Source organism: Chryseobacterium mulctrae (assembly GCF_006175945.1).
GTDB classification, from domain to species: domain Bacteria; phylum Bacteroidota; class Bacteroidia; order Flavobacteriales; family Weeksellaceae; genus Chryseobacterium; species Chryseobacterium mulctrae.
On record NZ_VAJL01000001.1, the window covers coordinates 4,491,761 to 4,517,075 of the forward strand.

Annotated in this window: 29 protein-coding genes; 16 read left to right on the forward strand and 13 right to left on the reverse strand. The window is 32.5% G+C overall.

Features of this window, described 5'->3' with window-relative positions; all coding sequences use genetic code 11:
• Positions 1-2: 2 nt before the first annotated feature.
• The gene (locus FDY99_RS20960; protein ID WP_139423579.1) at positions 3-485 is read right to left on the reverse strand and encodes an Lrp/AsnC family transcriptional regulator; all 483 of its coding nucleotides are present in this window, start codon (positions 483-485) and stop codon (positions 3-5) included.
• Between the two features lie 108 nt (positions 486-593).
• Between FDY99_RS20960 and FDY99_RS20965 the strand changes: the two genes are divergently transcribed.
• Entirely contained in the window at positions 594-1,508 is a 915-nt protein-coding gene (locus tag FDY99_RS20965) for a DMT family transporter (RefSeq protein ID WP_139423580.1), read from the forward strand.
• Here FDY99_RS20965 and FDY99_RS20970 read toward each other — a convergent pair.
• Positions 1,505-2,158, reverse strand: a complete 654-nt coding sequence (locus tag FDY99_RS20970) for a metal-dependent transcriptional regulator (RefSeq protein ID WP_102980340.1) — start codon at positions 2,156-2,158, stop codon at positions 1,505-1,507. The two genes, FDY99_RS20965 and FDY99_RS20970, sit on opposite strands and share 4 nt — an antisense overlap.
• A gap of 85 nt (positions 2,159-2,243) precedes the next feature.
• Between FDY99_RS20970 and FDY99_RS20975 the strand changes: the two genes are divergently transcribed.
• A complete protein-coding gene (locus FDY99_RS20975; protein ID WP_139423581.1) occupies positions 2,244-3,275 on the forward strand; it encodes a threonine aldolase family protein in 1,032 nt (343 codons plus the stop codon).
• 44 nt (positions 3,276-3,319) lie between these two features.
• Here FDY99_RS20975 and FDY99_RS20980 read toward each other — a convergent pair whose 3' ends face one another.
• The 7 genes from FDY99_RS20980 to FDY99_RS21010 all read right to left on the reverse strand — a co-directional run bounded on the left by FDY99_RS20980 (position 3,320) and on the right by FDY99_RS21010 (position 8,413).
• Positions 3,320-3,631, reverse strand: coding sequence for a hypothetical protein (locus FDY99_RS20980; protein WP_139423582.1), 312 nt, complete (start codon positions 3,629-3,631; stop codon positions 3,320-3,322).
• A gap of 22 nt (positions 3,632-3,653) precedes the next feature.
• Positions 3,654-4,157 carry a hypothetical protein gene (locus tag FDY99_RS20985; protein ID WP_139423583.1) on the reverse strand — a complete coding sequence of 168 codons (504 nt, stop codon included), beginning with the start codon at positions 4,155-4,157 and terminating at the stop codon, positions 3,654-3,656.
• A 381-nt stretch (positions 4,158-4,538) separates the two neighbouring features.
• Positions 4,539-4,871 carry a DMT family transporter gene (locus tag FDY99_RS20990; protein WP_139423584.1) on the reverse strand — a complete coding sequence of 111 codons (333 nt, stop codon included), beginning with the start codon at positions 4,869-4,871 and terminating at the stop codon, positions 4,539-4,541.
• A gap of 14 nt (positions 4,872-4,885) precedes the next feature.
• A complete protein-coding gene (locus FDY99_RS20995) occupies positions 4,886-5,983 on the reverse strand; it encodes a MutS-related protein (protein WP_228448883.1) in 1,098 nt (365 codons plus the stop codon).
• A gap of 170 nt (positions 5,984-6,153) precedes the next feature.
• Positions 6,154-7,086 carry an NADP-dependent oxidoreductase gene (locus FDY99_RS21000; protein WP_139423586.1) on the reverse strand — a complete coding sequence of 311 codons (933 nt, stop codon included), beginning with the start codon at positions 7,084-7,086 and terminating at the stop codon, positions 6,154-6,156.
• Positions 7,087-7,112: 26 nt separating this feature from the next.
• Entirely contained in the window at positions 7,113-7,700 is a 588-nt protein-coding gene (locus FDY99_RS21005; protein WP_139423587.1) for a 5'-methylthioadenosine/S-adenosylhomocysteine nucleosidase family protein, read from the reverse strand.
• A gap of 14 nt (positions 7,701-7,714) precedes the next feature.
• Positions 7,715-8,413: a DsbA family oxidoreductase gene (locus FDY99_RS21010; RefSeq protein WP_139423588.1), complete on the reverse strand. Its 699-nt coding sequence runs from the start codon at positions 8,411-8,413 to the stop codon at positions 7,715-7,717.
• Positions 8,414-8,557: 144 nt separating this feature from the next.
• On the opposite strand from FDY99_RS21010, the gene FDY99_RS21015 reads away from it, so the two are divergent.
• The 5 genes from FDY99_RS21015 (at position 8,558) to FDY99_RS21040 (ending at position 13,313) form a co-directional block, all read left to right on the forward strand.
• A complete protein-coding gene (locus FDY99_RS21015) occupies positions 8,558-9,607 on the forward strand; it encodes a serine hydrolase domain-containing protein (RefSeq protein ID WP_139423589.1) in 1,050 nt (349 codons plus the stop codon).
• Positions 9,608-9,638: 31 nt separating this feature from the next.
• A complete protein-coding gene (locus FDY99_RS21020; protein ID WP_139423590.1) occupies positions 9,639-10,475 on the forward strand; it encodes a M23 family metallopeptidase in 837 nt (278 codons plus the stop codon).
• 426 nt (positions 10,476-10,901) lie between these two features.
• A complete protein-coding gene (locus FDY99_RS21030) occupies positions 10,902-11,252 on the forward strand; it encodes an LptA/OstA family protein (RefSeq protein WP_139423592.1) in 351 nt (116 codons plus the stop codon).
• 11 nt (positions 11,253-11,263) lie between these two features.
• Complete coding sequence (locus FDY99_RS21035) at positions 11,264-12,133, forward strand: GLPGLI family protein (RefSeq protein WP_162304197.1); 870 nt, start codon at positions 11,264-11,266, stop codon at positions 12,131-12,133.
• A gap of 166 nt (positions 12,134-12,299) precedes the next feature.
• Positions 12,300-13,313 (forward strand): SDR family NAD(P)-dependent oxidoreductase, encoded by a 1,014-nt coding sequence (locus tag FDY99_RS21040; RefSeq protein WP_139423594.1) that lies wholly within the window; start codon positions 12,300-12,302, stop codon positions 13,311-13,313.
• Between the two features lie 311 nt (positions 13,314-13,624).
• Here the strand turns inward: FDY99_RS21040 and FDY99_RS21045 are convergent, their stop codons facing one another.
• Positions 13,625-14,329, reverse strand: coding sequence for a DUF6261 family protein (locus FDY99_RS21045; RefSeq protein ID WP_139423595.1), 705 nt, complete (start codon positions 14,327-14,329; stop codon positions 13,625-13,627).
• Between the two features lie 385 nt (positions 14,330-14,714).
• Here FDY99_RS21045 and FDY99_RS23180 point away from each other — a divergent pair, with 385 nt between their 5' ends.
• Positions 14,715-14,864, forward strand: a complete 150-nt coding sequence (locus FDY99_RS23180; RefSeq protein ID WP_167494300.1) for a hypothetical protein — start codon at positions 14,715-14,717, stop codon at positions 14,862-14,864.
• 64 nt (positions 14,865-14,928) lie between these two features.
• A complete protein-coding gene (locus FDY99_RS21050; protein ID WP_139423596.1) occupies positions 14,929-15,810 on the forward strand; it encodes a YDG/SRA domain-containing protein in 882 nt (293 codons plus the stop codon).
• Between the two features lie 64 nt (positions 15,811-15,874).
• Here the strand turns inward: FDY99_RS21050 and FDY99_RS21055 are convergent, their stop codons facing one another.
• Positions 15,875-17,296 carry a sugar MFS transporter gene (locus FDY99_RS21055; protein WP_139423597.1) on the reverse strand — a complete coding sequence of 474 codons (1,422 nt, stop codon included), beginning with the start codon at positions 17,294-17,296 and terminating at the stop codon, positions 15,875-15,877.
• Between the two features lie 299 nt (positions 17,297-17,595).
• Here FDY99_RS21055 and FDY99_RS21060 point away from each other — a divergent pair, with 299 nt between their 5' ends.
• The gene (locus FDY99_RS21060) at positions 17,596-18,345 is read left to right on the forward strand and encodes an NUDIX hydrolase (RefSeq protein WP_074228783.1); all 750 of its coding nucleotides are present in this window, start codon (positions 17,596-17,598) and stop codon (positions 18,343-18,345) included.
• A gap of 271 nt (positions 18,346-18,616) precedes the next feature.
• On the opposite strand, the gene FDY99_RS21065 is transcribed toward FDY99_RS21060, so the two are convergent.
• The gene (locus FDY99_RS21065; RefSeq protein WP_139423598.1) at positions 18,617-19,243 is read right to left on the reverse strand and encodes a chloramphenicol acetyltransferase; all 627 of its coding nucleotides are present in this window, start codon (positions 19,241-19,243) and stop codon (positions 18,617-18,619) included.
• 78 nt (positions 19,244-19,321) lie between these two features.
• Positions 19,322-20,164, reverse strand: coding sequence for an AraC family transcriptional regulator (locus FDY99_RS21070; RefSeq protein WP_139423599.1), 843 nt, complete (start codon positions 20,162-20,164; stop codon positions 19,322-19,324).
• 153 nt (positions 20,165-20,317) lie between these two features.
• On the opposite strand from FDY99_RS21070, the gene FDY99_RS21075 reads away from it, so the two are divergent.
• From FDY99_RS21075 to FDY99_RS21100, 6 genes are all read left to right on the forward strand, one after another.
• The gene (locus FDY99_RS21075) at positions 20,318-21,301 is read left to right on the forward strand and encodes an aldo/keto reductase (protein ID WP_139423600.1); all 984 of its coding nucleotides are present in this window, start codon (positions 20,318-20,320) and stop codon (positions 21,299-21,301) included.
• Positions 21,302-21,303: 2 nt separating this feature from the next.
• On the forward strand, positions 21,304-21,594 hold the full coding sequence (locus FDY99_RS21080; protein ID WP_074228775.1) for a DUF3861 domain-containing protein: 291 nt from the start codon (positions 21,304-21,306) through the stop codon (positions 21,592-21,594).
• Between the two features lie 3 nt (positions 21,595-21,597).
• On the forward strand, positions 21,598-21,987 hold the full coding sequence (locus FDY99_RS21085; protein ID WP_139423601.1) for a MauE/DoxX family redox-associated membrane protein: 390 nt from the start codon (positions 21,598-21,600) through the stop codon (positions 21,985-21,987).
• Positions 21,988-22,017: 30 nt separating this feature from the next.
• Complete coding sequence (locus FDY99_RS23465; protein WP_228448885.1) at positions 22,018-22,299, forward strand: rhodanese-like domain-containing protein; 282 nt, start codon at positions 22,018-22,020, stop codon at positions 22,297-22,299.
• Positions 22,300-22,346: 47 nt separating this feature from the next.
• Positions 22,347-23,363 carry a ligase-associated DNA damage response exonuclease gene (locus FDY99_RS21095; RefSeq protein WP_139423602.1) on the forward strand — a complete coding sequence of 339 codons (1,017 nt, stop codon included), beginning with the start codon at positions 22,347-22,349 and terminating at the stop codon, positions 23,361-23,363.
• Positions 23,364-23,580: 217 nt separating this feature from the next.
• Positions 23,581-25,161 carry an ATP-dependent DNA ligase gene (locus FDY99_RS21100; RefSeq protein ID WP_139423603.1) on the forward strand — a complete coding sequence of 527 codons (1,581 nt, stop codon included), beginning with the start codon at positions 23,581-23,583 and terminating at the stop codon, positions 25,159-25,161.
• Positions 25,162-25,315 lie beyond the last annotated feature (154 nt).

A 25,315-nucleotide genomic window follows, 5' to 3' on the forward strand; every position in this document is an offset into this window, starting at 1 on the left:
GATCATTCTAATTGCTGTAATATTTGATACGGTAATTCAAGATTAGATTTCAAAGTATCCATGGTGACCATGGTTCGAAAGTGGTTGATGTTTTTATTGCTGTAGAAAATGTTTCTCGTTAAAACTTCATAATCCTTCATGGAAGGAACTACGATGATTAAAATAAAATCTGAATCTCCGGTTACAAAATAGCATTGCTGTACTTCCGGAGTTGCTGTAAAAATAGCTTTGGCTTGATCAAGCAATTCAATTTTCTCGCTTTCCATAAAAACTTCTACAACCAAGGTGACACAATGATGAATCTTGTTGATATCAATCACAGAAACATCGGCTTTTATAATTCCAGATTCACGCATTCTCTTAATTCTACGCTGAACAGCTGCAGCAGAAAGCCCAATTTTTTCGCCAATATCTCTTTGTGGAGTTAGATTATCCTTTTGAAGAATTTTTAAAATTGCTGTGTCAAATTGATCGAGTGATTTCAAAATACAATAATTAGGGTTAAATATGAAACAAAATTGCAAAAAACTATCGGTATTTCATTAAAAAGCAATTGGTTTTTGATGCAATTTTGCAAAATAAATCAATTAACGATGAATGTTTTTAAAGGCTTTCTGTTGGCTGTACTTGCAGCATTACTTTGGGGAGTTTCCGGTACTTTCGGACAGTTTCTTTTTCAGCAAAGAGGAATCAATATTGAATGGCTGATTACTGTAAGAATGTTGATCTCTGGAATATGTTTACTTTTATTTGCCAAATTTTTCGAAAAATCTGACTTGCTTTCTATCTGGAAAAACAAAAAAGATGCTATTCAGCTTACTGTTTTCAGCATCACCGGAATGCTTGCTGTACAGTACACGTATTTTGCAGCAATTAAACATTCGAATGCAGCGACAGCGACAGTTTTGCAATATGCAGGTCCTGTTGTAATTGCTGTTTATTTGGCTTTTAAAAACAAAAAAATTCCGTTGATGATTGAGTTTCTAGCTATTATTTTAGCTGTTGTCGGAACCTTTTTATTAGTCACCCACGGAAACATAAATAGTTTAAATATTTCAGGAACAGCTCTGTTTTTTGGCTTAGCTTCGGCGATTGCTTTGGCAATTTATACTTTACAACCTGTAAAATTACTTTCAAAATATAAATCTTCTGTGGTCATCGGATGGGGGATGATGTGTGGTGGTTTTGTTTTCAGCTTTGTAAAATCTCCTTTTAGCGTTGAAGGAATCTGGGATTTTCAGACCTATTGGTACACAGCATTCATCGTAATTTTCGGAACTTTAATCGCATTTTACGCCTATCTTACTGCGGTGCAAATTATTGGCGGACAAAAAACAAGTCTTTTAGCTTCAATGGAACCTCTTTCTGCAACGGTTTTGGCGGTACTTTGGCTGAATGTTTCTTTTTCTACAATCGATTGGGTAGGGAGTCTGCTTATTATTTCGACCGTATTTTTATTAAGTAAAAAACCGAAAAAATTACATGAAATAAAAGAAACCGGGAACTAATGTTTCACCAGAATCTTTTCGGTTGCCTTCTTACTGAGAACTTCTGTTTTTCCTAAAATTTCTATAGTAATTGATTTGTCGAAATCTTCAATTTTAAGAATCTTGATTTTAGTATTTAATAGAAGTTTTCTTTCGGTAAGATAATTCAGAAAGGCATCATCAGATAGAGTAACAGAGGTAAAAATAACAGTTTCACCAATTTTACAGTTGCTTAACTGCTGTAAATCCTGAGCAATGATATTTCCGTCTTTATCGGGAATGGGTTCGCCATGAGGATCGAATTTCGGATAATCTAAAATCTCATCCATTTTATCAAAGAAAACCTGTGAATGTACATGTTCCAATTGTTCTGCAATCTCGTGTACATTTTCCCAGCCAAAATTCATTTTTTTAACCAGAAACATTTCGGTAAGACGGTGCTTTCTTACGACTAAAGCCGCTTCACGTCTGCCTTTTTCGGTAACTCTGAGAGGTTTGTAGGTTTCATAAATTACCCAATTTTTGTCGGCAAATTTCTTCATCATATTATTAACGCTGGGCATTTTTACGTTAAGAAATTTGCTCAGTTCGTTAATCGTCACTTTTCCTTCATGGTCGACTACATGAAACAAAGCTTTCAGATAGTTTTCTTCTGTTAATGTTGTTTTCAAAATGTTAGATGATTTTCATTACAAATCTAACAAAATATTTTTTAAATGTAGGTCTTGTTATTTTGAGATTTTTTAATTTTACACTATGAAATTTTCTTTTAAAAACGATTATTCCGAAGGGTGTCATCCTCAGATTTTAGAATCACTTCTTCGAAATAATCTCGATCAGCAAGCAGGATATGGTGAAGATGATTATTCTAAAAAAGCTAAAGATTTAATTAAAGCTAAAATTGAAAATCAGGACGCTGAAGTTTATTTTGTTTCCGGAGGAACTCAGGCAAATCTCATTGTAATTTCTTCAATTTTAAGACCTTATCAATGTGTGATTTCTGCTTCAACCGGACATATTTTAAATAATGAAACCGGAGCGATTGAAGCAACGGGACACAAAATTTTAAGTATAGAAAAAGAGGACGGAAAACTCTTCCCGGAAGACATTATTCCTGTTTTGGAAAGTCATCAGAATGTTCCGCATCAGGTAATGCCGAAGTTGGTTTATATTTCAAATTCTACTGAACTTGGGACAATTTATACAAAAAGAGAACTCGAAAACCTTTCTAAGTTTTGTAAGGAAAACAAATTGTATCTTTTTATGGACGGAGCTCGATTGGGTCACGCTTTAACTTCAAAAACGAACGATTTAGAACTAAAAAATATTGCTGAATTAACGGATGTTTTCTATCTAGGAGGTACCAAAAATGGCGCTTTATTAGGGGAAGTAATAATAATTACTGAAAATGATTTGCGTCAGGATTTCGCCTTTAATATCAAGCAAAAAGGAGCGTTGTTGGCAAAAGGAAGACTTTTGGGAATTCAGTTTTTGGAGCTGATGAAAGACGATTTGTATTTTGATTTAGCCAGAAACGCAAACCAACAAGCGATGAAGATTAAAAAGGCTTTGTCTGAAAGGGGAGTGCAGTTCCTTTCTGATACTTCTACCAACCAGATTTTTCCGATTTTAAGCAATAAAATCATTGAAGTCTTATCTGAAAAATTTGAATTTTATATCTGGAAAAAAATAGATGAGAATTTATCGGCAATTCGTTTAATAACTTCATGGAATACTAAAAATGAACCCGTTGAAGAATTTATTAAAACTTTTAATAGTGAATTATAATTAAAAAATGCAACTCAAAAGAGTTGCATTTTTATTTTGCTTAATCAGTTCATCATGGCTTTTATGCCTTCAATAACTTCGTTTTCAAAGTTTTTAATTTTCTGTTTTTTTGACCAAACGTAAAGGCCAATTGGCAACATAATAATTAAAAAAGGCATAGAATCGAGCTGCGTTGTTGTCGTAATTTTTCCGGTATCAGGATTTGTGTCGATTTTTACATTTCCTGTCAGCGTAAAACCACTTTTCCGAACCTGCAACGCACCCAAACTGGTTTGAATTTTATATTGCGGAAATTTTTTCCTTAATTCTTCAATAAATTCATTTTTCGTAAATGGTTTCACATTAAAATTTTGCATAAAGATTTGGTTTGATTATAATTTAATTTAAAGCTTTTGTGACGACTTTGCAATCAGCTGTTTCCAGTTTTTGTCCGTCTTTATAAGTTATTTTCTTTTCATCTGCATAACGCATTGTTCCGTTTTCATCTTTCTGATCTCCAATTCCTTCTGTTAAAAAATTACCTTTCTGAATGAAGTAAATATCTCTTTTACTGGTTGTTCCTTCAGAGGCAAACTCATACGTCAGTTTTAAAGTATCGCCAGATTTAAATCCGAATAATTCACCTTTTGAACTGTCTTTTTCACTGTTTTTATAAGCCATTTTTCCTGAAAGCGTACCCAAATTATCGTCAAGGCTTACAAAAACGCTGTCTTTTCCTGTAACTCCCAAATAACAGAAAGTTTTTGAGTCTAAAGTATCAACAACAGGTTCTGCAGGATTTTCAAGTGAATCTGTAGTAACAACAGGTTTTACAGTTTCATTTTTTTTATTACAGCTCATTGCCAAAACTGACAACGCACCGAGTACAATATATTTTTTCATAATTTCAAGAGTATGTTAAACTTTATTACTGCTAATTTAAACATAAAAGAATTCTGAAACTAATTGAAAATTTATGTTCAAATTCTAATCGCTGAGAATCGTTTAAAAAATATTTTCCGGATTGTATTTAAGTTTAATTGAAGTTTCAGGAAGTATTTTTATTATTTATTTTATTATCAAAGAATGAAAGATTAGCATTTTGATTTTGAGCATTGATTCTAAAAATATTCAGTTAAAAGAGTAATCAATAATTAAGCCTTTAATTTCAGTATTAATATTTGTAGTCAGATTATTAGATAATTATAAAAGTCCTATAATTTATATTATGTTAAATTGAATATTTTTCTGGCAACAGTAAAACCTCACTATCGCTTCATATAATTAATGAGACGCCGATTTTGAAAATATATTGATAATCACTACTCCGATAATAATTAAGGCTATTCCTAAAATTGCAGGAAGATCAAGAGTTTGCTTGTAAACAAAATATCCTACTAAAGAAATTAGAACAATTCCGACCGCTGACCAAATTGCATAAGCAATCCCAATTGGGATAACTTTGATCGCATGAGTCAATAAATAAAATGAAGCTGACATTGTCACGACAAAAATTATGGTCTGTAAAGGTTTTGTAAAACCTTCAGATGCCTTTAAAAATGATGTTGCAACAGATTCGAAAAGTATTGCAAATGCTAAAAATATATAGTTTTTCATAAGTAAATTTTTAATTAATGTTGCTTTAATAAATCATTTAAGCCATATTTATCAAAAAGTATTTTTCCGATTTCGAGTTTAGACCAGCCTTCTTTTAGCTTGTACGTAAATGTTAATTCATTATCTGTAAGAAAAGATTCCAGATTTAGCAACATAATATTTTTATTGTTCACTAAATAATTTTCTATCAAATTTAAATGAGTTGAAAAAACAAACATCGAGTTTTTATATTTAGATAAGCCATCTATTGTGTCAACTGTTATTTTTGCGGCATCATTAATATTGGTTCCATTAAATACTTCATCAAAAACAACGAAGCAATTTTTGGTCTTCAGTTCCAGGAGTACATTTTTAAGATTTACAATTTCCTGCATAAAGTGGCTGTATCCTTGTTTCAGATTATCATTTACATAAAAATGTAAAAATATGCTTTCATAAAACGGAATATTACAATTCTCAGCCGGAACTGCAACTCCTAAATGAGCCAACAAAACAATGATGCTGATTGACTTCATGGCAGTTGATTTACCAGACATATTGGCTCCTGTAAAGATAATTGTATTCTTCTCCTTTACTTCAATAGTATTTTTAACCGCATCTTTTAAGTCTAAATGATAAAAATGTTCAATCGTAAAATTAGCATCAGAATTAAATTGAGGAAATTTTAAATTGTGTTGTTTTATTCCTTTTGCAATGCTTGCATAAACATCAAACATGTAGAAGAAATTCCAGAATGATACAAAGTTTCCGTTTTTAACTTCAGCTTCTATTTTGGTTAAGATATTTTTTCTTTGTTTGAAATCTAAAATTTTATGGTGATATTCATTTATAGATAAAGAATCGATAAATTGAATGTTTTTTTCAATTTCATCAGAATAATCTTTACAAAGATTGGATTTCTGAAAGCTTTTTAACACAACGCCAAAACGATAAAATAACTCTATAAATAAAGAAATATTATTATTGATTTGGTTGAAAAACTCTCTGTACGTAATTTTTGTCAGCAGATTATAATTGTTGGAATTTACTTCTCCTAAGAACTTTTGAATAGAAGAAATAATATTTTCACTACACTTGTATTCGTTAATAAGCTGGAAGTTTTCTAAAAACATCTTTAGCTTTTGCTGCGTGTATAAAGTTTGGTTTTTATTAAAGTTTTTTTGACTAAAAAATGATACTAAATACTGTTTAGACTTTCTGGTTTGGGTAAAATTAAAATGCGATATTATTTCAGAAATATTCTCCATAATTCATTTGTGTTGATCAATTTAATCTGTTATTTTTAGAAATTTACCACTATTTTCCCAACCGTTCTCCCCTTTTCCAATTCTTCATGAGCATTCGACATTTCATCAAAATGATACGCCTTATAAATATGAGGTTGTATAAAGCCTTTTTCTAAGAGCTCGGCGAGTTTTTTCATATCATTTCCATCAGATTGAACCATCATTTTAAAGCCTTTTCCTTTTACAGAAGCCGCTTTTTCTTCTATATCATCATTCAAACCGCTAGGAATGCTAATGATTATTCCACCTTCTTTTAAAACTTTTACAGAATGATCAATATTTTCACCACCGATTGTATCTAGAATAAAATCAAACTTTTCTTCAGAATTTCCCCATTCATAATTTTTATAGTCGATATGCCGATCAGCTCCGAGACTCAAAATAAATTCTCTGTTTTTGTCGGATGAAGTTCCCGTTACAGAAGCTCCGAAATATTTTGCAATCTGAACGGCAAAATGGCCTACTCCACCTGAAGCTGCATGAATCAAAACATTTTGATCTTCTTTCAGTTCTGCTTTTTCAATTGCCTGTAAAGCGGTTAAAGCCGCTAAACTTGTTGCTGCAGCTTCTTCAAAACTGATGTTTTTTGGCTTTAAAGCAATATGATTTTCAGAAGCAACAACAAATTGAGCATAACCTTTTCCATGTCCCGGAAAATTAATCATTCCAAAAACTTCGTCATTCACTTTAAACATCGAAGAATTGGTTTCAACGACAATTCCGGAAATATCCCAACCTAAAATCAATGGATTTTCATCTTTTAATTTTTGAAAAGCTCCTTTGCCTGAACGAGTTTTTACATCTATTGGATTGATGCTTAAGGATTTTACTTCAACTAAAACTTTACATTGTTTAATAGTTGGTTTTTCTATTTCTGTAAGTTTTAAATTTTCTGTTCCGCCCGGATTTTCTAAAATAATCGCTTTCATATTTTAATTTTAGATTGGTTTAAATTTTATACTTCTGTAAATAATATTTGCTTAAATGCTTCTGAAGCAAGATGTACCTGAATCGACCAATCGTCTGCTGCGTCGCTTCCTGCATCGTCCGAAATATATTTCAAACATAGAAACGGTATGTTTTCCTGCATTGCAATCAGTGCCAAAGGATAAGCTTCCATATCGATAACGTTATATTCTGTGTTGATGTGATTCATCTCAAAACTGTCACCGCTTCCGCAGATTCCTTCTTTCAGGTTATCCATTTTAAGCCCATTTTCCAAAACAATAGGAATTCCAGATAACGGAGTTTCAAATTTTTTAAAACCTAAACCTTGGGCATCCATATCACGCTGAATGAATTGTGTACAACAGATAACCTCTCCTTTTTTGAAACCATTTCCGCCTGCCGAACCAAGATTAACAATCAATTTTGGTTTCTTTTCGTGAATTGCTTTTGTGAGTGCAATTGCTGCATTTACTTTTCCGATTCCGGTAATTAATTTTCGGGTGTGATCAAATACTTTTCCTGCTTCTGAATCTAATGCAAACACAAAAAGGGTTTCAGAAATCGGATAAGAAAGTTCTTTATTTAATTGAATCATGAAGTTATATTATGTTAAATTGAACAGCCATCTGCATGACAAGAAAGATTGTTTTGCGTATTATCTTTAAAAGGAACTACCGTTTCCTCATAAGTCTGAGTTAAAGCATTTTTCAAAACTTCAGCAGGTTGTGCGCCTGAAACCGCATATTTACCATTAAGAATAAAAAACGGAACTCCTGAAATCCCATTATTTCTGGCTTCCAAAATATCCTGATTGATTTCGTAATCGAATTCTTCAGACTGTAAAGATTTTTTAGCTTCTTCCACATCAATTCCTAAAGAAACCGCCAAAGAAACAAGCGTATCGATGTCGCCTACATTTTTCCCATCCAGAAAATGAGCTTTGAATAGCTCCTCCTCCATTTCATTAGATTTATTATGTTTTTTCGCTAAATGAAGAAGTTTATGAGCGGTAAAAGTATTGGTAATCAAAGCTTTTTCAAAATTGAAATCAATTCCTGAAGCCTTTCCCATTTGTATCACCTGATTGGTCATTTGTTTAGCCTGCTCTTCAGGAAAACCTTTCTTTTCTCTGAAATATTCTGCTGTTGTTTTTGTTTTCGATTGTTCTAAAGTTGGGTCAAGCTGAAAACTCTTCCACTCTACTTTTACTTCATCTTTGAAAGGTAAAGTTTCTAAAGCCTGTTCAAAATTTTTCTTTCCAATATAGCAAAACGGACACATCACATCCGACCAGATTTCTATTTTCATTTTATTTAAAATTTACGTAAAGATAAGGATTCGTTCAATGATTGTCGGTTTTTAAAAGGTGAAAAATGTATTAAGTACAATAGTTTTTTTCCATGAAATAATGTAAAATATTATATTTGGAAACTCTAAAAAATTCACAGAATAATGATTTCAAAAAAGATAATTTCGGCTTTTCTTATTTTTTCTTTAAGCGTAAAAGTTTTTTCTCAAACCGATAAAAATTGGCAAAATAAAATAGACAGTATCATACAAATTAAACAACCAGTCAATTTTAACGGTGTCGTTCTGATCAATAAAAACGGTAAAACGGTTTATTCTAAAGCTTTCGGATTTTCGAATATTGAGAATAAAACTCGGCTGAAAATGAATGATCAGTTTGAAATCATGTCTAATACTAAACAAATTACCTCTGTTTTAGTTTTGAAACAAGTCGAAAAAGGGAAAATTAATCTTCACGCTCCTATCAAAAAATATTTGCCAGAATTAAAGCAAACTTGGGCAGATTCTGTAACCGTTCATCAGCTTTTGAATCATACTCACGGAATTGTAGATGTAGAAAAACCTTTAGCTTTTAAACCGGGAACTGATTTTAAATATGGAAATCTTTCTAATATTCTTTTAGGAAAAATTGTTGAAAATATATCAGGGAAATCATACAGAGAATTGGCTTCAAAATTATTTAAGCAGCTGAAGATGAATGATACATTCTGCTATTCTAAAAACGGCAAACGAAATCTTGTTTTTGGCTACATCAATAAAGAAAACAAGTTCACGAAAGTAGAAAGCTCAATGATTAATGATGAAAATTTACCTGCGGATGGAGTTATTTCTACGGTAAACGATTTAGTAATTTGGAATAATCAACTTCATAAAGGCAAAATTTTAAGCCGGAAATCTTATCAATTAATGACCTCTGAATCTGCAAAATCACAACATGATGTTTTTGGAAAGGAGAAAGTGGGTTACGGTTACAATATCAGAATTGCTGAAACAAAAGGAATACAATATCTTGGTCACACAGGTTTAGGCGATGGTTTTTCATCGATGAATATTTACGTTCCCAAAGCAGATTTACACATTATTATTCTTGAAAATCAGATGAATAAAAATAGTAATTTGTTTTATTACACTGAAAAATCAATTAAAAATATTGTCTTTGAAAGTGAACTTGTAAAACCGTCTCTTATTCATTAATTATTGTATTTTTAAATTCAAATTAAAGCATATGAAGTTTTTTAAAGTATTCTTCATTCTTTCATTTTTTTGCTTTTCTTTTTATAAGGCGCAGGAACTTCCGAAAGTGAAATTGAATCAGTTTAGAAATAGTTATGCACAAGATTATAAGAACGATACCCTTTCTCTCAAAATTGAAAACCCATTATTCTGTCCTTTAAGAATTAGAATTTTTTCTGATTATTTAAAAAATAAAAATTTAATTGATGATACTTTAAAGGTTATGGCTAATGAAAATTCTTTTGCAGAAATCAAGATTTTCGTAAAGAATATTGATCTTGAAAAAATAAAATTTAATATTAATCAGGCATTTGGTGATGATCGTAAAATAATTAAACAAAATAATCTTGCACTACCCTTTTCTAAGGGTAAAACGTATCAAATTATGCAATCTAATAAAGGAAGCTTCAGTCATAATGATGATTATTCAAGATATGCTGTAGATTTTGATATGAAAACTGGAGATACCATCACAAGTGCAGATGATGGATTTGTTGTAGGTGTTATTAAAGATTATGAATATGGCGGAAACGATAGAAAATGGAGGGATTTTGCCAACTATATTACTATTTATCATCCTCAAAGTGGATTATTCACCCAATATGTACATCTAAAAAAAGACGGTAGCTTTGTGAAAGTTGGCGATGCTGTAAAAAGAAATCAACCCATTGGATTGAGCGGAGCTACAGGTTTTGCTTCCGGAGAGCATTTGCATTTTAATGTTTTAATTCCTGAAAAAGGAAAGACTTTAAAATCAGTTCCGTTCAGTTTTGAAAATGATCTTTCTTCACAAAGTTTAAAAAAGAATATGGAAATGACAAACAAATAATTAATTTCAATCTATGAAAATAACCAAACACATTATTATCAGAATTTTGGTAGTAGTTATTCCCCTACTTTTATTATATTTTTATTCTGAAATGGCTTTCGAAGCCAATCGACAACGAGAACACCGTACTGATGTAGGTTTGGGTATTGCATTTCTGCTTGTATTTGTTTTAATTATTCTGATGGTAAGTTTTATTACAAATTCTATTATTAGGATTTATAAGAAACAATATTCTATTGTTCTGATTAATGTCCCTTTTTTGCTTTTATTTTTAATTCCGGTCTTGTATATTTCTTGCCAGTTTTCTAGTGAAGCTTTTTACTGTCAATGTTTTAGTTAAAAATATCTTAGAAATCATAAATAATATTAAATTTTCCACAGCATTGAGAATTAAGTGTATTTTCGTTTTCATAAAATTGAATATATATGAAAAGACTTTTTACAATCTCAGGAATTTTTACACTCATTTTATTTTCTCAAAATACTTTTGCGCAAGAAGTACAATCTGAGCTTACAATGACATATAAAGGAGATAACATCAAAAAAAATACTCAAGAACGCACAGTTATTCTGAACGGAAATGTAATGCTGAAAACAAAAAACATTTCTTTGGTAAATGCTGATAAAGTAACGATAGACGAGAAAAACAATACGATTACCATTTATAATCCAAAAGATTTTAAAATATTGTATGCTAAAACGGTATCAAAAACAGGAGGAAGTAACAAAAATATAATCGTGTATAATACCAAAGAAGAAAGTATCATCTTTCAATGATCTTCACAAGTATGAAAATAAAATTATCGATTCTGTTAGTACTTATTACAGGCTTCTGTTTAGCACAATCTAATCAGTTCATTTATGAATACACTTTCAAAATGGATTCTCTGAATCGCGATAAATCAGAAATTGAAAATATGGTATTGCAGACTTCTCCCAAAGGTTCTAAATTTTACAGTCAGGTAAAACAGGTGTATGATTCTACAATGACTGCAGCATTTAAAGATGCACAGGCAACACAGAAGACGCATTTTGATTTTACCAATTTGAAACAGTCTAAAGTAAGTACAGAAGTGATAAAAACTTATCCCGATTATAAAAGAACATTAAAGAGAAGCATCAGCTCAAACCGGCTTTTAATTGTTTATGATAAAAAACTAAAATGGGAAATCGGCAAAAAAAAATCAAAAGTTCTGGGTTATGATGTTCAGTTGGCAACAACTGTTTTGCACGGCAGAAAATGGAATGTTTGGTTTGCACCCGAAATTCCGATTCAGGATGGACCACACGAGCTTTGTGGGCTTCCCGGTCTTATTGTAAAAGCTGAAGATTCTAAAGGTGACCATCAATTTACGCTTATCGCAACAAAAAAAGTGACTGCTGATTTTGATGATTTGCTTAGCAAAAAAAACAGAGAAATTGTCGTAGACGAAGAAAAATTCAAAAAATTATGGAATGATTATAAGAAAGATCCTGTGAAAGATATGCGACAAACTTCAGGTTCCTCAAGTATTTCAGCTCCTGTAACCGTTTCATCATCGATTACTTTCGATGGTAAAACATATTCACAAGATGATATGTTAAAGTTGATGGAAAAAGAAAGAAAAGATGCACTTAAAAAAACAAACAACTTTCTCGAACTCGATTTATACAGATAAAACACTCAATTTAAATATTATTTCAAACAAAACATAGGCAATTTAGTCTGTGTTTTTTGTTTTAATAATAGTTAGATTTAAAATTAATGGCTCTGAAATTCTTATTTGGTGTAAAAATAGATAGGTAACAGATAACACTTTATCTCAAATCTATAAACATCACAATATGAAATCACAAAACAGTTTAGAAAAAAGAAGCCTTCGTGGTAAAACTGTCGTCGTTACAGGAGGAACCAGCGGAGTCGGAAGAGCTTCTGTTGAAGCCTTTGCTTTTGAAGGTTGTAACATCGTTATCGCAGCAAGAGGTCAGGAAGCTTTAGACGAAACTTTAAAAATTTGTAAAGACTTAGGTGTAAATGCTATTGCAGTTTCTACCGATGTTTCGAAAGCTGAAGAAGTAGACCATCTTTTGAAAGCTGCAGTACAAGAATTCGGGCGAATTGATATCTGGGTAAACAATGCCGGAGTAATGGCAAGCGGAAAATTTGAAGAAATTCCGATGGAGCTTCACGAACAGGTCGTTAAAACCAATCTTTTCGGATATATGCATGGAGCGTATTCGGTTTTACCGCTTTTCAAAGAACAGAACGAAGGAATTTTGATTAATAATGTTTCGATTGGCGGATTTATGCCCGCTCCTTACAGCGCAGTTTATTCGGCAACAAAATTCGGGATCCGTGGAATGATGGAATGTCTGCATGGTGAAATTTCAGATTATCCCAATATTCATATTGCCAATCTGTATCCGCAAATTCAGAGATCTACGGGAAATATGCATTCGGCAAAGTTTTCAGGATTAGATTTTAAAATTCCGCCATTTGCTTCAGATCCTAGAGATACCGCAGATAAAATTGTACAGTTGGCAAAAGAGCCACAAAAGGATTTGTTTCCGGATTTTAAATCCAGAGCACTGGTCAATTTATATGAAATGTTTCCAAAAGTCATTATTAATACCGCTTCTGCAGGAATGCGATTAATGATGAAACTAAAAAATGCACCACCCGATTCCGGAAATGTACTTGAACCTTCTTCAGAACCTCATCAGATTTATGGTGAAACCATCCTTCCTGTTCCCGGAAAGAAAACCAAAATTGCTTTGGTTGCCGGATTAGTTTTGGGATTAGCTTTTATGCTACTGAAATCAAAAAAAGCAAATAATGATATTTACCTGGATGATTAATGATCAACTTCCGTCAGTTCGAGTAAAATTCTGAAAGAATTTGTATCGAGAACTATTTAAAGGCAAAAATAAAAACGAGAATCTGTAAAAGGTTCTCGTTTTTTATGATTCATATTTATTCCGAAAGCCGTCACTTCGAGTAGCTTTTGCAAAAAACGTATCGAGAAGTTTATGTTTTTAAATTCGGTTCTCGATACATTTTTCTCCGCTTTGCTACGAAAAAACTCGAACTGACGCTGGTCTATCTTTAGTAACCACCCCGTCAAAAATTCTTGGAATTTTCGCCACCCCTCCAAAAGAGGGGAATTTTTTTAAGATTGTTGGATATTATTTTCGGGTTTATTTAATGTAGAATTTTTTGCTGCTTTAACCAGTTCATTAAGATCTGCGTACAGCAATTTCCAATCTTGAATATCTTTCATAGCGGTGATGAGACTGAGGAAAGATTTTAAAATTTTCTCGAGGTCTCTGCGAATTGCTGATGCATTTTTCATTTGTCTGAGATGGGCATTCGCTCCTGCCTGTTCTGCAAATAGCAATTCAAAAGCTTCATGCTTAGACTTCATTTCATTGAAAGACGGAAGTAATGAAAGAGCATTAAGCTTTTGAATATTTTCTGAGGTTTCAAGTTCTTCAATGAGTTTTTTCATCTGTGCGGTTTGGGACGAATAACTCATTTTGTCAAGGTTGAGACTGTACGCTTTGAAAATCTCAAATAAATCTTCGGCAAGATGATAATTGGGCATGGTTGCCATTTTCCGGTATCCGTTCAGGAAGTTTTTTAAGTTTCTGAAAGCAATATCTCTGCTTCTGTCTGCACCCGCAACATCTGCACCTTTACCACTGAATGTTTCTTTGGTGTAAACAGCATCGTACTCTGCATAATTTGTTTTGAGCTCTGTAAGAAGCGGATGATTGGTAATGACTCCATAAGTACCGGAATCTGAAGTATTAATAATACGTTGGGTAAGTGTAGCCAAGTCTTTTGTACTCAGCCTTGTGAGTGAAATTTTCATAATCAAGTGTGTTTTTGTTAGAAATTATCTAAATATTTCAAGCATGAAGATAATCATTTTTTCATTTGAGTAAAACAATTGGTTTAAACTTTTTGTAATGTTACGGAGAGTTTATTTTGTTAGATTAAATATTCTGTACTTGTACAATAAGTTTAATCTATCGGTTTAGGGGTTTTGTAAAAGCACAAAATGTTTGATCTAATGATTTGAACTTTCTGTAGGTTGTGTTTTTGTGACTTCTGTCAAAAAAATTAAGGAGAGATTAGAAAATCAGTGTTTTTGAGAGTTTGAATTTGAAAAATCTTATTTTGAGGATTATGGAAAACCGTAAGGATTAAACTTATAAACAGTTTACCTTTACTTTATTAACCCAAAATTAGTTATTATGAGCACAAAAATTAAGGCAATTAAACCTGGCCCTAAACCTGATAAAGCAGATGGTACGCCAGACAAAAGACGACGCGTAACACCTGAAACAAAACCAAAGCATCCTGCTTTAAAACCTCATATCCATAAACCAGGAGATTCTAAATAAGTTTTATTTTAAAATATTTAATTTCATCTCAATTATTTATATTTTTGAAGTATAAAAACTAATAATGAGTAAAACATTTGGTAATATCAAAGGAACTTTTGAAGGAGATATTTTTGAAAGTAGAAGTGCTCTATCTATGGCAAATATTCATAGACCATTACAAGCTGGAATTAGTGGAACTGAAAAGGAAGGAGCTGACTCAATTGTACTTTCCGGAGGTTATGAAGATGATGAGGATAATGGAGATATTATTATATATACTGGACATGGCGGTAGAAGTAATGAATCCAAATTCCAAGTAGCCGATCAAACGTTAACGAAAGGAAATAAAGCTTTAGCAATTTCTTGTGAAAGAAAATTGCCCATAAGAGTGTCAAGGGGTGCTAGTAAAAATTCAAGTTTTGCCCCTAATAGTGGTTATCGATATGATGGATTATTTCTAATAACTGAATATTGGCGTGAAAAAGGAAGAAGTGGATTTAATGTTTGGAGATTCAGATTAGAAAAAATAATAAATGAAAAATATTCTCAAGAAGCAAGACCAATACAAATAATAAAAGAACCTGAATCAAACTATACTAATACGAGTAGAAAAGAATATGTGATTAATAAAATAATTAGAGAAACAAAAACAGCTCAATTTATAAAACAACTTTACAATGATACTTGTCAAATTTGTGGAACCCAGATCAAAAGTCCTGTTTCAACGTATTCTGAAGCTGCACATATAAAATCTTTAGGAAAGCCTCATAATGGTCCAGATACTAAAGAGAATATTATTTGTTTATGTCCAAATCATCATAAAATGTTTGATTTGGGCATTATTTCTATAGATGATAATTTTAATATTTTAGGATTAGAAAATGAAAAATTAACAATAAATCTTAAACATAAAATTGATTTAGATTTAATTAAATATCATAGAGAACATCATTATAAAAAATAGCATTCTAAATATCAAAAAAAAACCTGCTTTGAAGCAGGTTTTTCCATATATAAAATTAAAAATCTTAATGTCCAGATTTTGCATCAGCATCCTGCTTTACATGGCTTAAATATTTAGTACAATAAGCACCAAAAATTAAGATGGCAATATAACAGAACACAGGGATAATAAATGATTGCTGTACTCCGAAAATATCTGCCAAATAGCCTTGGAAAATAGGAACAATCGCACCTCCTAAAATAGCCATTACTACTAATGAAGAACCTTGGCTTGTGTATTTTCCTAATCCCGAAATAGCAAGTGTATAAATATTAGAGAACATAATCGAGTTGAAAATTCCGATTCCTAAAATGCTGTACATTGCCAATTCGCCGTGGTTTAACATTGCAGAGATTAATAACAAGACGTTGATTCCTGCAAAAATGGATAATGTTCTTGCCGGAGCAGATTTTCCTACAAAGAACGCTACAAAGTTTAAGGCAATAAATACTAAGAAGAAACTGATTTGTGAGAACGTAAGATCAACAATGCTGAAAATTACTAAGAACACTGCAGCTGCAGCTCCCAACATATATAATGCTTTCTTTCCTTGACTGATCGAATGATTTAACGAAATTGCACCTAAGAAACGCCCAATCATCGCACCTCCCCAATACAGAGAAAGATAGTTTTTACTTACCACTTCATTAAGGTTCATGATCTGTGGTTGTTCTAAAAAGCTGATGATAAAACTTCCTACTGCTACTTCCCCACCTACATAACAGAACATTGCAAAAACGCCGAATAAAAGATGCGGATATTGAAGTGCACCTAAACCTTTTTCAATTTCTTCTTCCGCAGTTTGGAAAGATGGCAACTTCACTCTTGAAATCAATAAAGCGACCAATAATAAAATTCCTGCAAAGATTAAATAAGGAATTCTTGTTGCCACTGCTGAGAAAGATCCGTCGGCTGCAGAAAAGAATTCAAAAATTAAATGTCCGCCTAAAACCGGAGCAATTGTTGTTCCAAAAGCATTGAAAGCCTGCGTCATATTCAGTCGGCTTGATGCAGAATCTTCCGAACCTAAAAGCGATACATAAGCGTTTGCCGTAATCTGAAGAACGGTAAATCCTAATCCTAGAACGAATAAAGCGCCTAAAAATAATCCGTAAGAAGAGAATGTTGCCGCCGGATAAAATAAAATACATCCGAAAGCCGCAAGGAAAATCCCGAAAAGAATTCCTTTTTTGTAACCTACTTTGTTGATGGGATCTCCGCTTGATGTGGAAACTAGAAAGTAAATTAGAGAACCTATAAAATAAGCTCCAAAGAAACAAAACTGCACCAACATCGATTCGAAGAATGTTAGTTTGAATAGTTGTTTCAGGTATGGAATAAGGATATCATTCATGCATGTGATGAATCCCCACATAAAAAATAAAAGCGTAATAGTAATCAAAGGAATCGTATAATTCCTTTTAGATTTTACTTCATTATTTATCATATACATTAAAATTAAGAGGCTAAGATAACCTCTTTTGTTGATAATATCTTAATTTGGGACAATAATTTTATCCTGAATTATCAATTTTAAAGGTCATTTTGAATAAAAATAGAGATTTAAATATTTGATTATAAGTAATTTATTAATAAAATAAAATTAAACATATCATTGCTTCATTATGAGTTTATGATAGAGAGAAAGTTTAAAAAAATCTAAAAAAAGTTTCGGAATTGTATTATTAGGGTTAATGTTAAATTTTTAATGTTAAATTTGTCGAACTAAGTATTCACAAACAGTTTATGGATTCACAACAACAATTTTTAAAGAAATCTGAGGAGGCAAAAGATCTTTTTCTTCCGCACCTTTCTGCAGACCCTGTAGTTTTTGGTTTTGATCAAAGTGAATTAAAGGTTCTTCTTCTTCAGATGACGTATCGTAAGCAATGGCTTTTACCGGGTGGTTATGTAAAAAAAGAAGAAGATATAGATGATGCAGCTAAACGAGTTTTAAAAGAAAGAGCAGGAATTTCTGATGTTTATTTGGAAGAGTTTGCTGTTTTTGGTAAAAATAAAAGAAGCGAATTTTATTTTGAAGATTTCGATGATTCTCTATGGCAGAAACAGCGTTTTGTTTCTATAGGATATTATGCTTTATACAATCCTGATAATGCAATTCTTGTCGTGGATGAGCTCAGCGAAAAATGTGAATGGATTTCTCTGAGCCAGCTAAACGAAATAGAATTGGCAATGGATCATCGCGAAATTATAGAAAAAGCTTTATTGACTTTGCGTGAAAGAATTACGTATAAGCCAATCGGGTATAATTTATTGCCTGAGAAATTTACCCTTTCAGAATTACAGAAATTATACGAAACCATTCTTGGGAAAGAGCTTAACCGCGGAAATTTTTATAGAAAAATAAAAAATCTCGAAATTCTGAAAAAATTAAATGAGCAGCGTCGTGGCGGTGCCCACAAATCTCCCGACCTCTACTCTTTTGACGAAGAAAATTATAAAAAAGCATTAGAAAACGGACTGAGCAATTGGTAATAAAAAATCCTGAGGAAATCAGGATTTTTCTTTTTGTACTTTTTTGAAAATATATTACCGCAAAAGGTTCAAAAGAAATGATTGAAAAAATAGAAATTCAATAGTTTACAAAAATCTAAAAAGCCTGTATAGCCAATCGTATTGCAAGCTTTTGAATAACGAAATCCTAGTACGATCTTTTGATTCTTTTGCGGTTGAAAAAAAATATATTTTTAGTTTTTAGTATTTTGAACCCTAATCCATCAACAATCAACTAAAAACCATCAACCACTTATAAGTCTAACTGTCTCTGAAATTCTTCAATATATTTTGCCAAATGAAGCCCATCTGCCAATCCATGATGTGCCTCAATGGAAACCGGAAGATACTTTTTACCTTCACGAATGCTGAATTTTCCAAATGCGATCTTTGGTATAGATTCTTTAGGATCAAAATTTGTCGGATGCAAAATGGTAGTAAATGAGTTCCACGGAATTGTCGTATGCCTAATGTGATTAATAGGTAAAACATCGTTGCTTATTCCTAAACCTGTAGAATTTTGTACAGATTTAATTTCTTCTTGAAGTCTTTTGTTAAAAGTTTCAAAGTCTTGAGAATAGTGAAAAAATGAAAATCCAAATGTTCCGTCTGCTCTTCCAATTGTGCCTCCTACATGTACCTCATCATACAAAATCACTTGTCCGTCAACAATTCTGAGTTTTAATTCATCCACAGTATTGATTGCCACCATTGATTTATAAAGATAAACAGCATAAAAAGAATGACCTTCTTTTTTGGCTTTATCATAAGCTTTCGTGCAGTCTACCTCCGTTGTAAATCCGAAATACGGGCTTTTCATTTTAGAAAAAAACTCAAAATGCTCTTTTCTGTTCCAACTTTCTACATCTATAACCTTCATTGATTTATTTTTTGCAAATTTCCGTAAGATTTATTAATTCTAAAGTGATTAAAAACAGAAATTTGATTTTTAGAGAAATTATTCTGCAAACTTCAATTTATACTGAGAAGGATTTATTTTCATCTGCTTTTTAAAGTAATTGGTGAGATGGCTTTCATCTGTAAACCCAAACTCGAAAGCGATCTGCTTCATGGTCATTTTACCCGACAGAATTCTTCTTTCTATTAATCTTAATTTATAATTTTTCACATAATCACGATAGCTTACTTCAAAATTTCTTTTAAAATAATTACTGAAATAACCTGGTGAAATGCTGAAATGCTTGGCTATAATATGCATTCTTATAAATTCAGGATTATAAATGTTTTTATGAATGTAGGTGATGAGGTCTTCCTTTTCAGGTGTTTTCCGGTCGATATTAAACTTCATGTTTTTCATTGAAACTTCACGGATTAAACCAAAAAGCGACATGATCTGGAAAAAGACAATCGGCGAATCTGAAACTTTATGATACCGGTGATACTCAAAAATATTTTCAACAGTTTTCTTTAAAATGCTTTTGCACGGCTCATCAAAATTTAATTTTTCTTCTTTAAATACAGGATTTCGCATAATATCAAAAGGTGAAGCCATGAAAATGTCGTCCGGAGAAAGGTTTTTGTGAAAATTAAAATAACTGTCGTTAAATTTTATAAAACAGAATTTGGTTGATTTTTTGATGTCAAAAAAATGCTCATCATCGGGTGAAATCAGATAAAGATCTCCGGATTTATAAGGAATCACCAGTTTGTTGATGTGATGATTTCCTGTTCCTTTTACAATAAAAATAAGCTCGTAATAGGTATGACTGTGATTGGGAAACGGATAAACCTCAGCTTCAAAGCAATCAAGCTCTAAAGGCTCAAACTGTTTTCTCTTCATGTAATAAAATTACAATATGTTGTAGAATTATTACAAGTGTTTTGCCATTTTTTTTGTCAAAATTTGTAATAGCCTATTCTATATCTCTTTTTTGAGATCGAATAAAAATTAAATTAATCTTTTTACCATTCATTAAATAAAAAATTATACAAAATGCAATACAGAAAATTAGGAAACAGCGATTTGGAAATTTCGGCAATTACTTTTGGAGCTTGGGCTGCAGGAGGCTGGATGTGGGGAAGCACTGACAGAAACGATGCGATTGAAGCCATCAAAGCTTCTTACGATGTTGGTGTAAGTTCTATTGATACAGCTCCCATTTATGGACAGGGAACGAGCGAAGAAATAGTAGGTGAAGCCATTAAAGGTATTTCACGTGATAAAGTACAGATCCTTACAAAATTCGGGATGCGTTGGGATTTGGCGAAAGGCGATTTTGCAATGCACAGCAAAAATAATGAAGGAAAAGACATTGATGTCTATAAATATGCAGGGAAAGACAGCATCATTTATGAGTGTGAGCAAAGTTTAAAAAGACTCGGTACAGATTACATCGATCTATATCAAATTCACTGGCCAGATTCTACCACACCGATTGACGAAACTTTTGAAGCCGTTTCAAGATTGATCGATCAGGGAAAGGTTCGTTTTGCCGGAGTGTGTAATTATAATGCTCAGCAAATGGCAGAAGCAGAAAAAAAGTTGAACTTAGTTTCCAACCAGATTCCGTTTAGTATGGTCAATCGTGGGATTGAGGAAGAAACAGTTCCTTTTTGTATAGAAAACAATAAATCTATTTTAGCATATAGTCCATTGGAAAGAGGTTTGTTGACTGGTAAAATTACAACTGATTATAAATTCCAGGAAGGCGATCACCGGGCAAAACTCCCTCATTTCCAGCCAGAATTTATTGAAAAAACAAATCAGCTTTTAGATAAAATAAAACCGATTGCAGAAAAGTATAATACAAGTTTGGGACAATTAGTTTTAAGATGGACGATAGAAAGACCTGGAATTACCATCGCTTTAGCGGGAGCCAGAAATGCGGAACAAGCAGTTCAAAATGCGAAAGCTATTGATATTAACCTTTCAAAAGAAGAAATTGAAACGATTGATCAATTGGTAAATACTTTTTAAAAATGGAAAAAAGAAATAATAAATATCATCTCCAGCTTAAAGAATTATCATTAAAAGATGGTTCTGCTGGAGATAAAAACTTAGATTTTGATTTTGAAAATCATGACGATCTTTTTAAAATATTTGAAGTTATAAAAGCCAAAAATATTTTTGAAGACGAAAATACTGCTCAGGAGTTTGCATTAGGTTTAAAGCTTTTCACAGAAGTGATGCTAAAAAACAAACAGCATCCTTTATTTGAAGATCTGCGACCTGCCATCATGGAATTTATGAAAAAACTGAAAAGTCAGTAATTAATGAAAGATTTTAAAACAGCATTTTTCTTTTTAAGACTTCCGATTGCTATTTCCTTATTGGGACACGGATTGGTAAGAATTCCGAAGCTTTATTCTTTTAGTGAATGGATGCTTACCACAATGGAAAAATCGATGATCCCAAAACTTGTAATTGTTCCGTTCAGCTATGTTTTACCTATTGCCGAAGCAATTCTCGGAATCTTGTTGTTGATTAATTTTAAAACAAAATATACTTTATATTCGGCTTTAGTGTTAATGAGTATTTTGATCTTTGGAAGTTGCTCCATCGAGAACTGGTCTGCCATTGAAGCACAGCTACTCCATTCATTTTATTTATTCGGATTGTTTTGGTTTTATGAAAAATTTAAAACAGAAGAAAGTAGCTTGTAAAAGTATTATTTTTGATTAAATATTTTTTTAATGTTTGATACGCTCCTTTCTCATATTCAGGATAAAGTTGATTTAACGGATCAGCAGAAAACTGAACTACAATCTTTTTTTTCAGTGAAAAAATTGAAGAAAAAACAATATTTGTTGCAGGAAAGATATGTAGAACTTGATCCGGAGAAAACTTATATTACAGTCTGCTCACACGGTTTAAGAAGCATAAAAGTTGAATCTATTTTAAAAGAAAAAGGTTTTAAGAAAGTTTATAACGGTGGTGCATGGAGCGATTTACAGAAAAATATTGAAAAGAAATAATTTGGTTAGGTTTTTGAATATTCAGAAACACACTAATCATCACGCTCTTGAAACTCATCACATTCACAAACAAAGGTATTTATTGTCCGCAGGGAAAATTTTATATTGATCCTTGGCGACCTGTTGATTTTGCGGTCATCACACACGGACACGCTGATCACGCTCGTTGGGGAATGAAAAAATACCTTTGCCATCATTTTACAAAACCCATTTTATACCAAAGAATTTCTCCGGATATTGAATGTCAGACATTGCAGTATGGTGAAGTCTTAGATATCAATGGCGTGAAACTTTCGCTTCATCCTGCAGGTCACATTATTGGTTCGGCGCAAATACGTTTGGAATACAAAGGTTATGTAAGTGTAATTTCCGGTGATTATAAAGTTCAGGATGATGGTTTGAGTACCCCTTTTGAAGAAGTAAAATGTAATGAGTTTGTTACAGAAAGTACGTTTGGACTCCCCATTTACAATTGGCTGGAAGTTCCCGATTTAAATAAAAGACTTCAAAATTGGGTTTTAAGGAATCAGGAGAATCAAAAAACATCCGTATTTATAGGTTATTCTTTAGGCAAAGCGCAAAGAATTATGAAAGCTGTGGAAGGAATGGCAAAAATCCACGTCCACTACTCGATTGGAAAGTTAAATAAAGCTTTTGAAGAAGTAGGAATCGTGCTTCCTGATTATGAAGTTCCTGATTTTAGAGAAAATATAAAACACGTTCAAGGTGACATTGTCATCGTTCCGCCGGCTTTATTAGACAGCAATGTCATTAAAAAAATTCCTGATGCAGCAACAGCAATTTGTTCAGGGTGGATGCAGGTTCGTGGTGCAAGGAGATGGCGAAGTGCCGATGCTGGATTTCCAATGAGTGACCACGCCGATTGGAAAGGGTTGTTGCAAGCTATAAAAGCTACTGAAGCAGAAATTGTTCACGTTACTCACGGACAAACCGAAGTTTTTTCAAAATATTTAAACGAAATAGGAATTAAATCTGATGTTGTAGAAACTTTGTATGGAGACGACGATGAAGAAGAAAAAGAGAAAACAATTATTGAAAATTGAAACTGAATTAGATAATTATTAAACTCAAAGATTTTTTATCTATTCTTTTGATTTTAAGGAGCAAAGAAAGAATCAACAAGTTGATTAAGCTAATGCATATGCTTTGCGCAGCAAATTTTATTTGCCTTTGCAATCTTAAAAAATATGAGATTTGTTATAAAATCTTTGCGATAAAAAAGGTTTTAAAACCGTCAAAATTTATTATAAATAATAAGAAATGAAAAATTTCGCAGAACTCATCAACGCTCTCGAAAGCACGAATAAAACCAATGCAAAAATCGATGCCATCATCGATTATCTCGAACGTGCACCGGATGATGACAAATTGTGGTTTATTGCTTTGTTTACAGGCAAAAGACCCAAGCGAAATGTTAATACGAATTATATGAAAGAATGGGCATTGGAAATTACCCAATTGCCGTTTTGGCTTTTTCAGGAAAGTTATTCTTCGGTTGGAGATTTAGGCGAAACATTATCGTTAATTCTTCCGCCACCAACTGAACAAATTGAGAAATCTTTATCTGAATGGATGCAGGAAATTATTAGTTTAAAGAATAAAACCGAAGCTGAAAAAAAAGAATTCGTTCTCAATTCCTGGAATGGTTTGGATTATACAGAACGTTTGATCTTCAATAAATTATTAGGCGGAAGTTTTAGAATTGGTGTTTCTTCAAAAACATTGATTAATTCTCTTACAAAATTTTCCGGGCAGGAAGCAAGTACTCTAATGCACAGTTTAATGGGGAAATGGCAACCTGACGAAGTTTCATTTAAAGAATTGATTTCTGCTGAAAATATCAATCCTGATAATTCAAAGCCTTACCCTTTCTGTCTCGCTTATCCTTTAGAAAAAGATTTGGAAGATTTAGGGAAGCCCGAAGATTGGCTCATCGAATATAAATGGGACGGAATTCGTGGACAAATCATCAAAAGAAATGATGAAGTCTTTATTTGGTCTCGTGGTGAAGAATTGGTTACAGAGCAGTTTCCTGAAATTGCGGAGACCGTAAAAGCGATGAAAGGTAATTTTGTGATAGATGGAGAAATACTTGCGGTAAAGGAAGGTAACGTTTTAAATTTTAATGAATTACAGAAACGTTTGAACCGTAAAACTTTAACCAAAAAAATGCTCGCTGAAATTCCAATTGAAGTTTTTGCGTATGATATTTTAGAACTCGAAGGAACTGATTTGCGCGAAAAACCAATGTCAGCTAGAAGAGCAATGCTGGAAGAGTTATTATTAAATGAAGCTCCTGAAAACATCAAAATTTCTCGGGCAATCGATTTTGATGATTGGAACAAATTAGATTTAATCAGAGAAAACTCTAGAGAAATAAACAGTGAAGGTTTGATGCTGAAACAGAAAAATTCACAATATCATTCAGGACGAAAAAAAGGCGATTGGTGGAAATGGAAGATCAATCCGATGACGATTGATGCAGTTCTCATTTATGCTCAAAAAGGAAGCGGAAGACGAAGTGCTTATTACACCGATTACAGTTTTGCCGTAAAAAGTGGTGATAAATTGGTCACGATTGCAAAAGCCTATTCGGGATTGACCGATAAAGAAATTATGGAAGTCAGCAAGTTTGTAAACAAAAATGCGATTGAAAAATTTGGTCCGGTTCGTACCGTAAAAGCCGAATTAGTTTTTGAGATTGCTTTTGAAGGAATTGGGTTCAGCAATCGCCATAAAAGTGGTGTTGCATTACGTTTCCCAAGGATTCTAAGATGGCGAAAAGATAAAACCGTTGACGAAATTGATGATATTGAAGAGATTAAAAAGCTGATACAATAAATTTCGTCAAAGCTCCAGAGGAGCTTTATCTGTGTAGAAGAAAAAACATAAACATTGGAGAACTCCGTAGGAGTTCTATCTTATAACTAAATTTTAAAGAGATAGCGCTCCTACGGAGCGCCGCTAATAACGTTAATTAAATTACTACACAGAT